The 11,771-nt window shown below is 64.6% G+C and carries 8 protein-coding genes; 1 reads left to right on the plus strand and 7 read right to left on the minus strand.

The window, feature by feature from the left end:
- Window positions 1–75: 75 nt before the first annotated feature.
- Entirely contained in the window at window positions 76–930 is an 855-nt protein-coding gene (locus AU175_RS21855) for a hypothetical protein (protein WP_066292283.1), read from the minus strand.
- Between the two features lie 701 nt (window positions 931–1,631).
- On the opposite strand from AU175_RS21855, the gene AU175_RS16875 reads away from it, so the two are divergent.
- On the plus strand, window positions 1,632–3,077 hold the full coding sequence (locus tag AU175_RS16875; RefSeq protein ID WP_231938637.1) for a hypothetical protein: 1,446 nt from the start codon (window positions 1,632–1,634) through the stop codon (window positions 3,075–3,077).
- Here the strand turns inward: AU175_RS16875 and metG are convergent.
- The 6 genes from metG to ilvN all read right to left on the minus strand — a co-directional run bounded on the left by metG (window position 3,074) and on the right by ilvN (window position 11,770).
- A complete protein-coding gene (gene metG / locus AU175_RS16880) occupies window positions 3,074–4,633 on the minus strand; it encodes a methionine--tRNA ligase (RefSeq protein WP_066292289.1) in 1,560 nt (519 codons plus the stop codon). The two genes, AU175_RS16875 and metG, sit on opposite strands and share 4 nt — an antisense overlap.
- Window positions 4,634–4,666: 33 nt before the next feature.
- Entirely contained in the window at window positions 4,667–5,422 is a 756-nt protein-coding gene (locus tag AU175_RS16885) for an ABC transporter ATP-binding protein (RefSeq protein ID WP_066292291.1), read from the minus strand.
- Window positions 5,419–8,214: an ABC transporter permease gene (locus AU175_RS16890; protein WP_066292295.1), complete on the minus strand. Its 2,796-nt coding sequence runs from the start codon at window positions 8,212–8,214 to the stop codon at window positions 5,419–5,421. The genes AU175_RS16885 and AU175_RS16890 overlap by 4 nt, the downstream gene beginning before the upstream one ends.
- Window positions 8,215–8,420: 206 nt before the next feature.
- A complete protein-coding gene (serA, locus tag AU175_RS16895) occupies window positions 8,421–10,010 on the minus strand; it encodes a phosphoglycerate dehydrogenase (RefSeq protein WP_066292298.1) in 1,590 nt (529 codons plus the stop codon).
- Window positions 10,011–10,134: 124 nt separating this feature from the next.
- A complete protein-coding gene (gene ilvC, locus AU175_RS16900; RefSeq protein WP_066292301.1) occupies window positions 10,135–11,160 on the minus strand; it encodes a ketol-acid reductoisomerase in 1,026 nt (341 codons plus the stop codon).
- Window positions 11,161–11,257: 97 nt separating this feature from the next.
- Entirely contained in the window at window positions 11,258–11,770 is a 513-nt protein-coding gene (ilvN, locus tag AU175_RS16905) for an acetolactate synthase small subunit (RefSeq protein WP_055796055.1), read from the minus strand.
- Window position 11,771: the final 1 nt, after the last annotated feature.

Here is an 11,771-nt window from a genome sequence, read left to right on the forward strand (position 1 = left end):
GCAGGCGCCGTGTCCTTGCGGCCACGGCGCCTGCCGGCGTTCACGCAACGCCCTTGCGGGCGCCAGTTCCCGTCATCAATCCTTCCGGCGCCGGGATACCAGGCCGCTTGCCGGCAGCGTCTTGCGGGCGGCTACTCCCGCTGCTGCGAGCAGCATCATTGCCAGGCCTCCGGCCCAGGGGGCGAGTCCAATGTCAGACGATCCTGCTACTGCAGTCTGGACATTGAAGCCGGGGTTGGTGGCAACCACGGCACCCGCGCCCGCAGGCTTTCCGACAACCGCTCCGCCGGGATTGACAGCACCAGGCACTACTCCCGGCACTGCTCCCGGGACCACTGGCGGCACCACTGGTGGAACTACCGGCGGCACCACAGGTGGAACAACCGGCGCCTTCTTGGGCACACAGCCGTTGTTGAACGTCGCCTGCCCGTCAGCCGTCCAGTTCTGGCCGTTCGGCACGATGGTGCCACTGTTCGGCGGGATGATGTCCTCGCTGTGCTGGTGGTTGGCACTGGCGTGTCCGTGGAGCCCGTTCAAGGCGATGGTGATTACCACAAACGGGTTAGTGGCTGAGCCGGTGGCATGGCAGATGGTGATTTTGTGGTCACCGTGGCCGGTCGGTGGGGTGACCACTCCTCCCGGTTTCTGACATCCCGCGTTCCACCAGTCCACCTTGTCCAGGTTCCTGCCCTGCGGTATGACCTTCCCGTCGTTGGCCGGAATGATGTCTTCTTCGTGCTGATGGCCCATGTGGGCGCTGAGCGCATGAACGTCAACTGTCACCGCCACGTAGGGGTTGGTTGCCGAGCCGGTGGCGTGGCAAATGGTGATCTTGTGGTCGGCTTTTGCGTTGTCATTTGCTGCAGCCGGAGCCGTGGCACCGAGTAATGCGAGTCCGGTGATACCCAAGGCGGCAAGGATCCGTTTCATTTCCGTCTCCATCCATTGTCTGGTCCAAACTGATCAGACGTGTGGAAAAACGGCGCCCCGACGCAAGGGCGAAATGGGCAAACAGACAGCATCGGAGCGACGGTTCTCCCAGATGCGAATCATCAGTTTGCTAACCCGATAAGGCTATGCAGCGGCTACGGGCGTGTCTCCAGTACTCAATACCCATATTCCGGGGCGGTCGGTACTGGCCTCAGCTGAACCGTACTCAGTCCGGGTACAAACAAGTAGTGCACCCGGAAATACCCAGTACTGCAGTCGCGTATATGGGGTGTCCGCGGGTTTTGTCATGCCAAAGCCGGGCGAGAGGGATCACGGCAGCCAGGGCGCGGTCGAGCAGCCCGCGCCGCACAGCATTCCTCCGTGGTTCGGACCGGACAAGCCGCGGCCCAAGGAGATCGCCGATTTCCTCCAGACCTTCGGCCCGCTCCTTTACCATAAACGCGACCGTAGTACTAGCCGCGAAGGTGGCCGAGTGGGACAATTTGGTCATCCTTTCGAATAGGGGGGCCATCATGGCCGGCCTTGGTGCTCTTCGACCTGGCCGCCGCTCCCGGGCATCCATCCCCCGGCTCCTGGCGGTTTTACTTGTGCTCGCACTCGGCGTGCTGTTCGCTGCACCCGCCCGAGCAGTCGACTACGGACATGACGTTTCGTGGCCACAGTGTCCGGGCGGTCTTCCGATGCCACCGGAAAACACGGAGTTCGTGGTCGTAGGGCTGACGAATGGACTCGCGTTCACCGAGAACCCCTGCCTGGCCTGGCAGTTCCAGTGGGTGCTCGACCGAGGCGTCCGGGCCCAGGCCTACGCCATGGCTACGTTCCCCTCCGCTGCGCAATACGACACCTACGGCGACGACGGCCCCTGGCCCGCAAGCACCAGGCCGGACCGGCTGCGCAACGTCGGGTACGCCGAGGGTCGCGCGGCTCTCGCGTCTCTCGATGAGGTGGGATGGCGACCGGAGAGAATCTGGGTCGACGTCGAGCCCCGCCCGCAACAGCCCTGGCCCAGCTCGACAGCAGACCAGCGGCAGGAGAACCGGTACGTCATCTCCGGGCTACTTGCAGCACTGGCGGACGCCGGGTACCCGCACGGGATCTACTCCTATTTGAGCGGCTGGGAGGCCATCACCGGATCGTGGCAGCTTCCCGACGTGCCCGTCTGGTCACCGGCAGGGCGTCTCGACTTCGCCAGTGAAGCATCCGACCTCTGTGTGAATCGCAGCTTCTCAGGTGGCACCGTCCACATCTCGCAATGGACCGACGGCACCTACGACTACGACATGACGTGCATCGGGGTCTACCAGGCCCACGTCGCGACGATCGGCTGGCAGCCGAGTGTCTCGGACGGCGCCACCGCAGGAACGACCGGCCGGTCACTGCCGATGGAGGCGTTGCGCCTGTCGGTGGCAGGAGACCGCCTGTCGGGCGACATTCTGTGGAGGGGGCACGTGCAGAACATCGGGTGGCAGCCATGGACGACGTCCGCGTCCCCGATCGGAACGACCGGGCGCAGTCTGCGCCTGGAGGCCTTAGAGCTGCGGTTGACGGGGAATCTGGCCTCGCAGTACAGCATCAGGTACCGCGCCCACGTGCAGAACGTCGGCTGGCAGCCGTACAGGATCGACGGAGCCACGGCCGGCACCGTCGGGCAAGGTCTCCGGATGGAGGCCGTTACGATCGAGTTGGTTCCGAAGGTCGCACCAGCATTCACTGCCGTGTACGGCGCCCACGTTCAGAACCTCGGCTGGATGGCGAACGTCTCGGATGGGACCGTCGCCGGGACCACGGGCCTGGCCCTTCGGCTCGAGGCCTTGCGCCTCAACGTATCAAGCATGGCTTATACCGGGGACATCGAGTGGCGGGGGCATGTGCAGGCGATCGGCTGGCAGCCGTGGACATCCTCGGCCAATCCCATCGGCTCGACCGGGCAATGGCTACGTTTGGAAGCGTTTGAAGTCAGGCTGACCGGTGAGATGGCGAACCATTACAGCATCCACTACCGCGCCCACGTACAAGATGTGGGCTGGCAGTCATGGGTCGCCAACGGCGGAACCGCGGGAACGTCGGGTATGGGCAAACGGATGGAGGCCGTGCAGATCCTTCTCGCACCCGGAACCGGCGGCTAGCCTTCGGCCGGTTCCTCATACTTGGGGAAGACGGGGGCCGGAGCCGGCAGCGACGTACCTGCGACGATCGGCGTGGTGAGTGCGGCGAACTGCCGGGACGCGCCGTCGGGCTGGCCCAGAGTCTCCAGAAGGGCCGCCGTGGCGGTGGGCATCACCGGCTGAGCGAGGATGGCCACAATCCGCAGCACTTCCAGGGTCACGTACAGCACCGTGTTCATGCGTTCGACGTCGGTCTTCCGCAGGACCCAGGGCGCCTGGTCCGCGAAGTAGGCGTTGGTGTCGCCCAGCACGCCCCAGATGGCCTCGAGGGCGCGGCTGAACTCCTGTTTTTCGAAGGCAGCCCTGGCCGTCTCAAGCAGCCCGTTGGCCTGTACCAGGATCGCGGTGTCCGCGGCGGTGAAGGCGCCGGGCACCGGCACGCGGCCCTCGCAGTTCTTGGCAACCATGGACAGTGACCGCTGCGCCAGGTTTCCGAAGTTGTTGGCCAGGTCCGAGTTCATGCGGCCCACGATGGCCTCGTGGTTGTAACTGCCGTCCGCGCCGAACGGGACCTCCCGGAGGAAGAAGAACCGTACCTGGTCCAGACCGTACTGCGCCACGAAGTCCGCCGGCGCCACTACGTTGCCGAGGGACTTGGACATCTTCACGCCGTTGTTGTGCAGGAAGCCGTGGATCATGACACGCTTGGGCAGCTCGAGCCCGGCGCTCATCAGGAAGGCCGGCCAGTAGATGGCGTGGAAGCGCGAGATGTCCTTGCCGATGATGTGGACGTCGGCCGGCCAGAACTTCCTGAACGATTCCGAGTCGACGTCCGGGTAGCCCACGCCGGTGAGGTAGTTCGTGAGCGCGTCCACCCAGACGTACATCACGTGCTTGTCGTTACCGGGGACGGGGACGCCCCAGTCAAAGGTGGTGCGGCTGATGGACAGGTCTTCAAGGCCGCGCCTGACGAAGCTGATGACTTCGTTGAACCGGGACTGCGGCGCGCCGAATTCGGGCTGCGCCTCGTACAGCGCCAGGAGCCGGTCCCGGTAGGCCGACAGCCGGAAGAAGTAGCTCTCCTCCGCAGTCCAGGTCACCTCGGTGTCCGTCTCTTTCGAGTAGCGCACGCCGTCGTCCTTGACCACGGTGTCGTCCTCGACGTAGAAAGCCTCGTCGCGGACCGAGTACCAGCCCTCATATTTGGACAGGTAGATGTCGCCGTTGGCTTCCATCTTCTTCCAGATCGCCTGTGAAGCGGCGTAGTGGTCCTCATCCGTGGTGCGGATGAACCGGTCGTACGTGATGCCCAGGGCCGAGTGCGCGGCCTTGTAGACCTCGGCGTTGCGGTCCACCAGCTCCTTGGGCGTGATGCCTTCCTTTTCGGCCGTCTGGGCAATCTTCATGCCGTGCTCGTCCGTGCCGGTCAGGAACATCACGTCATAGCCGTCCAGCCGCTTAAAGCGCGCCATTGCATCGGTTGCGATGTACTCGTAGGCGTGACCGATGTGCGGCACCCCGTTGGGGTAGGTGATGGCCGTGGTGATGTAGAACGGGGATTTCTCTGGAGCAGTCACGTTCGGACGGTACCTTTGGTGCGGAGGGACGGGCTAGATGAGTTCAGTCAGCGTATCGCTCAGGCGGACCAGCTCGTGGTCGTGTGAAGCGACCAGCACTGCGATTCCGTCATTCGTGGTGTCTTTGAGGATGCTGATGATGCGGTTGGCGGACGCCCTGTCGAGGCTGGCGGTCGGTTCGTCCACCACCAGGACACGGGTACCCAGGATCAGCGCACGGGCAATGGCCACCCGCTGGCGCTCACCGCCGGAGAGCTGCGCGGGGCGGTGACGCATCCGGCGGCCCAGCCCGACGAGGTCCAACAGGTCCTTGGCCATGTCGCGGCGCTGCTCCACCTCGCCGTCGGGCACGGCGGGAAGCAATACGTTTTCCAGCGCGCTCATGCCGTCGATCAGCGCGCCGCCCTGGTCCACGTAGCCAATGAGGGCTCGACGGCGGTCGGCGATTTCGTCGTCGCCCATGCTTTCAAGGGAATCGCCTTCCCAGAAGACACGGCCCGACGTCGGCAGTGTCAGGCCTGCGCCCACCGTCAGGATGCTTGTTTTACCGGAGCCGCTTCGGCCGGCCACGCAATGCATCTCCCCGGCGTGCAGCGTCAGGTCAAAGCCCTCGACGACGCTGACGGCCTCGGCCCCGCTCTTGCCCCCGCCGTAGCGGATGGTGATGTCGCTCAGTTCCAGCGGGGTCCCGTGGTCCTCGGCCTTGACGATGGTGTTGGCGCGGGTCTGCAGGGGCGCCTCAACCGAGCCGGACCTCCGGCTCCGGTGAACATTCGTCTCGTTTGTCATTGGACCACTTTCGTTGCAATCGGTATCCAGCAAAGTACAGCCACGAGGCCGGCGACTCCGGCCCACAGGGCGGCATACGGGGCAAGGAGGAGCCCGATGCCCAGCGCGCCCAGGACGCCAAGCGGCAGGGCCACCGTCCCCACCAGCGCGTTTTCGAACAGCCGAACCTGGCGGAGCATGTCCGGGTTCCAGCCCATGGCCTCAAGGATGCCAAGGTACTGGCGTTTCGCATTCAGCTCAAACCGTCCGGTCACCAGGGTGAGCACGAGTCCCACGATCACGCCCGAGAGCGCCAGAAGGATGCTGGGTAGAGCGACGCTTGCAGCAGCGAGCCCGCTGAGTGCGCTGGCTCCGGCGGCCCGCGGGATGTCGATGAGCAGTGCGATCAGCCCGCCAACTGCCGCCCCGAAGACACCCACGGCCACGGCCAGCGACAACGTGTTGAACTTGTTTGTGCTGAGCTGGCGGTTGGCGAACGTCAGCGGGGAATCCACCGGAATCAGGCGCTCGTCATGCTGCGGTTCCTGGTCCACCTCGTCGCGGTGGCGCAGCTGCTGCGCCGCGAAGAAGGCCGCCGCCGCGTACAGGGCCAGGACTGATGCTGACACGATGACGGTGGTCAGGCTCCAGCTCGCAACGCTCAGGACGATTCCCGCCACGGCGAGCAGCGCAGCGCCTACCCCGAATTCCTCCAGCACCCAGCTGCGGATCCGCCGCTGGGTCCAGCCCATGGCGCGCAGCGTCCCGGCTTCGGTCCTGCGCTTGCGGATGTAGCTGACGGTCGAGGCACCGGTCAGCAGCGCTGCTCCGCAGAGGGTGAGGAACAGGAGTGTGACGTTGGTTCCGGTGAGGGAGCCGGTCACGGCGTCTGCGGCGTTCTGCCGGACCCAGGACTGCTGGACGGTTCCCAGCGCTGATTCCTTCCCGGCGCCGTCCTTGGAGTATCCGGGAACAAAGATGCTGGCGTCCTCGCGGGCTGAACCCGCCACGACCGTGGCCTCCAGGCCCATCTCACGGATTTCGCTGGCCAACTGTTCGACGTCGGGCTGTGCCTGCTTCCAGCTGCCGGGCGCCTTGGCCCGGACCCGGACGGCGTCGATGACAGGGGCGTTGTCCTTATAGCCGCGGGCGGCAGCCAGGCCGTAGTAGTCAGTGATGGCACCGGCCGACTGGCTGGCCAGTCCGGTGGCACTCAAGGACGGCTTCAGCTCGGTGGCGGTGACATCCTTGCCTTCGGCGTCCTTGCTCAGCGTGAACGGCGTGGGATCGTAACCTCCCAGCGGGAGGCGGTTGACGTCACCGGCGGCCTCTGCCACGGCGGACGGGTCAAAGGTCCCGTAGACCATGGCGAGTGGAGCGGCCAGCTTCTCCCCCGTGTCCAGGTTTTCGCGGTACGAGCGCTCATCCACGGGTTCGCGCTGGGTCTGGTCCACCGGACCACCGGAAGGTGTCTTCTCGGGCAGCCGGTTGACGGTCACCCATTCCCCGGGAACGGCCGTCTTTTCGACGGCACCGTTGGCGGCGGTTCCGCCGTCGGTGTATTTCGGCGCGGCGGCAAAGTCCGTGCTCCATGTGGCCGGCGTGTAGAGGCCCTGGTTGAAGTTGCCCTGGCTGCCAAGAAGCGACGAGTGGTCCGTAGACCCAGGCCAGGAAAGTGCGAACGGATCCTTGGAAACGAAGGGCAGGTAGTCCTTGTCCAGGGAACGGGACGCCGTGCCAACCTCGTTGACTACTTTGCCCGAGCCGTCGATCTCTTCGATTTTGACGTTGTACTTCAGGTCAAGGGACGTGCCCGAACGCACGATCAGCGGGATGGCCTGCGAGTCCGCGGTGAGCTGGCCGTTGCGCTTTGCCTGCTGGTACTGGGTCATCAGCGGTGCCCAGTACTTGAGCTTGACCCCCAGGAAGTCGGGGCCTTCCGCCAGCTCGTCCATGCTGATGCCGTTGGTGAAGAGGCTCTCAAAGTGACGGCCGATGGCGCCGGCGTTCCGGGCATCGGCGGGCGGCGCCTTTTCCAGCGGGGCCAGGAAGTCGCCGGCCGAACCCAGCAGCGCGCGTTCCGCCACAGGGTCGACGGCGACGACGGATTCCGTTACCTCGGGCGACAGGGGCAGCGATACGGAAAGGTTAAAGAGGTTGTGTTCGGAGCCGCCGGCAGGGTCCGGGAACTTGATCCCGGTTTCGCCCTCGGGAGCGGCGATGCGGATGCTGCTTCCACCGGCTGCCCGTTCCTCCACAAGCTTGGCCTTGCCCAGGGTGCCTTCTGCTGTGGATTTGAAGAGGGTCCGCTCGGAGACGCCGTCGGAGCTTACTGCACTGGCCGTGAGGCGGTACTTCTTGGCCGTGTCGCTCAGGACCGATTCGGCCGCCGGCCATTGGTTCGGGGCGGTTGCCCCGGCTGCCTGGTCGGCCGTGGCGGTGCCAGCCAGGCCGGCGTTGTAGCCCAGGTAGTCCATGGCGTCCAGGCGCGGCGCTTCCAGGTTCTGCGTGACGCGCGAGACCAAGCTGATGGGCGCCGCAACCGAGGTACCGGAAAGGTCCCGGATGGACTCCAGCTGCTCGAAACTTATGCCGCCGCCGCCGTTGGCTATTTCCGGCTGCATCAGCGCGCCGGACCCTGCCTTGGACTGGACCAGGACATCGTAGAGTCCGCGTGAATTTTCATCCACCGTCCGGTTGAGTGCTGCCTGCGACTGGCCTTGGACGAGGACCGACAAGCACATGGCTGCGATCAAGATGGCCGCGGTCAGCAGCAGCACTTTGCTTCTGATGAACCTCTGGACGGCGTTCATTGGGCTCCCTGAAACCTGGATTGCGTGCGCACACCATCATCCGCGGTTGGCGGATGTGAGGTTGGTTTCCTGCCTGGTGTGCAAAAAGTACTGGCCGGCCTGCCGGCCCGGTCCTGAAACAGGACCTAGCCATTGTAAGCAGACCGGCCAATCATACGTGGCCGGCGCTCGGGCGCGGTCACGCGTAGTTCACGACGCTGGGGATGTTAGTCCTCAAGGTCCACTTCTCGGACCATTTCGGCGCCAATGCCTGCCTTGATGGCATCCAGGACCTGCTGCGGCACGGAGCTGTCGATCGTCAGCAGGGCCAGCACCTGGCCGCCTTCTGCCTGGCGGGCAACCTGCATGCCGGCGATGTTGATGTTGTTCATGCCCAGGATGTGGCCGATGGTGCCGATCACACCGGGACGGTCCGAGTAGGCAACCACAACGAGGTGCTCGCTGATGGGAATCTCAACATCGTAGCCGTTGAGGCCAACGAGCTTTTCCACCTGCTTGGGACCGGTGAGGGTACCCGCCACGGAGATCTGGGAGCCGTCGCTCAGCGCGCCCCTGATAGTCAGGACGTTACGGTAGTCTTCCGCTTCCGGCGTGGTGATCAGGCGGGTGTTGATGCCGCGCTGTTCCGCGATGACGGGGGCGTTGACGTAGGAGACCTGCTCGGTCACGACATCGGCGAAGATGCCCTTCAAGGCTGCGAGCTCGAGTACCTTCACGTCCAGGGCCGCAATCTCGCCGGCAACCTCTACGTCGATCTGGGTCAGCGAAGCGTGGGTCAGCGCCGTGAAGATCCGGCCCAGCTTCTCGATTAGCGGAATGCCCGGGCGGACGTCGGGTGCGATGATGCCGCCGGCGACGTTGACGGCGTCCGGAACGAGTTCACCGGCAAGCGCCAGGCGCACGGACTTGGCAACCGAGACGCCGGCCTTCTCCTGCGCTTCGTCGGTTGAGGCGCCAAGGTGCGGGGTGACCACCACGTTGTCCAGGGCGAAGAAGGGCAGGTCGGTGCTGGGTTCCTTGACGAAGACATCCACGGCCGCGCCGGCGATCTGGCGGTCCTGGAGCGCTGCGTAGAGGGCCTCCTCGTCCACGAGACCGCCGCGGGCGACGTTCACGACGTAGGCGGTGGACTTCATCTTGGTGAAGGCGTCAGCGCCGAGCATGCCGACTGTTTCAGGTGTCTTGGGCATGTGGATGGTCACGAAGTCGGACTGGCTCAGCAGTTCGTCGAGGCTGACCAGCCTTACGCCGAGTTGCGCGGCGCGGGCCGAGGTGATGTACGGGTCGTAGGCGAGGATTTCGGTGTCAAAGCCCTGCAGGCGGGCAGCGACCAGGGCGCCGATGCGGCCAAGGCCGATGATGCCGACCTTCTTTTCGAACAGTTCGATGCCCGTGTACTTCGAGCGCTTCCACTCACCGCCCTTCAGGGCGGAGCTGGCCTGCGGGATGTGGCGTGCCAGGCTCAGGATGTGACCCACCGTCAGTTCCGCCGCGGAGACGATGTTGGAGGTGGGCGCGTTGACCACCATCACGCCTGCCTGGGTTGCGGCCTTGATGTCCACGTTGTCCAGGCCTACGCCTGCACGGGCGATCACCTTGAGGTTCTTCGCGGCGGCGATGGCTTCGGCGTCCACCTGCGTGGCGGAGCGGACCAGGATGGCGTCCACGTCTGCGATGGCAGAGAGCAGCTGGGACCGGTCTGCGCCATCCGTCTGGCGGATCTCGAAATCAGGGCCCAGGGCCTCGATCGTGGCGGGCGAAAGTTCTTCGGCGAGCAGTACTACGGGTTTTGACACGGCTGATCCTCTGCGTTGCAGTCCTGGGGATAAATCAAGTCTAGGCTGACGGAAAGGCCGGGCTCACATTGTTAAGTGTGAACCCGGCCTCACTGTGCGCCCTGAATGGCGCGTGGGGCGCAGCCTAGCGGGCTGCGGAGCCCTCTACGTAGTCAGCGTCCTGCTGCTGCCAGGAAAAGAGGGAGCGCAGCTCACGGCCGACTTCCTCGATCGGGTGCTGCTCGGCCTTGGCGCGCAGCTCCTTGAACTCGACACCGCCGTTGTCCTGGTCCTCGATGAAGCGCTGGGCGAAGGCACCGGACTGGATGTCGGCGAGGACAGCCTTCATGTTTTCCTTGACCTCGGGGGTGATGACCCGCGGGCCCGAAACATAGTCGCCGTACTCGGCGGTGTCGGAAACGCTCCAGCGCTGCTTGGCGATGCCGCCTTCCCACATGAGGTCAACGATGAGCTTGAGCTCGTGCAGGACCTCGAAGTAGGCGATCTGCGGCTGGTAGCCGGCCTCCGTCAGGGTTTCGAAACCGTACTGCACCAGCTGGGAGACGCCGCCGCACAGGACAGACTGCTCACCGAAGAGGTCGGTTTCGGTTTCTTCCGTGAAGGTGGTCTTGATGACGCCGGCACGGGTTCCACCGATGGCCTTGGCGTAGGACTTCGCCAGGTCCCAGGCAGCGCCCGAAGCGTCCTGCTCGACGGCGATGATGTCCGGGATGCCACGGCCGGCTTCGAATTCGCGGCGCACGGTGTGGCCGGGAGCCTTCGGGGCGATCAGGATTACGTCAACGCCCTCCGGGGCCTTGATGTAGCCGAAGCGGATGTTGAAGCCGTGCGCGAAGGCCAGTGCCTTGCCCGGGGTCAGCTTGTCCTTGATGGAGTCGTTGAAGATCGAGCGCTGGTGCTGGTCCGGTGCCAGGATCATGATGACGTCGGCCCATTCAGCGGCGTCCGCCACGTTCCTGACCGTGAAGCCGGCGTCCTCAGCCTTGGCGATCGAGGAAGAGCCTTCCTTGAGTGCGATCGTCACTTCAACGCCGGAGTCGCGCAGGTTCAGCGCGTGGGCGTGGCCCTGGGAGCCATAGCCGACAATCGCAACCTTGCGACCCTGGATGATCGACAGGTCGGCGTCATCGTCATAGAACATTTCAGTCACTTTTGTAACTCCTCTTGAGTGGATTCTCGGGTAATTAGTCTGGGTGTTGCGGTACTGCACGGGCATTGCGCTGCACGTGGGGCCACGCCCCGGTGTCCTAAGCGCTGCGCAAAGCCCTGTCACTCATGGAGCGGGATCCCCGTCCAACGGCCAGGGTGCCGGACTGAACAATTTCGCGGATGCCGAAGGGCTCGAGCACTGACAGCAGTGCGGTGAGTTTTTCGGGGTGGCCGGTTGCTTCAATGACCACTGAGTCTGTGGAGACGTCAACCACTGAAGCGCGGAACAGGTCTGCAGCCTGGGTCACCTGCAAACGAGTCGCGGCATCCGCACGTACCTTAACCAGGATGTGGTCTCGCTGTACGGAAGATTCGGAGGTCAGCTCAACGATCTTGATGACGTTAACCAGTTTGTTGAGCTGCTTGGTGACCTGCTCGATGAGGTCACCGTCGGCATCGACGACGACGGTCATCCGGGACATGCCCGGAACTTCGGTCGGGCCGACGGCCAGGGAGTTGATGTTAAAGGCACGGCGTGCGAACAGGCTCGCGACGCGTGTCAGTACACCGGGCTTGTCTTCGACCAGAACGGACAGTGTGTGGCGGCTCATG

The sequence above is a fragment of the Arthrobacter sp. B6 genome (assembly GCF_001663775.1).
GTDB lineage: Bacteria > Actinomycetota > Actinomycetes > Actinomycetales > Micrococcaceae > Arthrobacter.

Coding starts and splice junctions, on each gene's coding strand:
- AU175_RS21855 (WP_066292283.1), bottom strand. CDS start 930: ATGAAACGGATCCTTGCCGCCTTGGGTATCACCGGACTCGCATTACTC.
- AU175_RS16875 (WP_231938637.1), top strand. CDS start 1,632: ATGCCACCGGAAAACACGGAGTTCGTGGTCGTAGGGCTGACGAATGGA.
- AU175_RS16885 (WP_066292291.1), bottom strand. CDS start 5,422: ATGACAAACGAGACGAATGTTCACCGGAGCCGGAGGTCCGGCTCGGTT.
- AU175_RS16890 (WP_066292295.1), bottom strand. CDS start 8,214: ATGAACGCCGTCCAGAGGTTCATCAGAAGCAAAGTGCTGCTGCTGACC.
- ilvN (WP_055796055.1), bottom strand. CDS start 11,770: ATGAGCCGCCACACACTGTCCGTTCTGGTCGAAGACAAGCCCGGTGTA.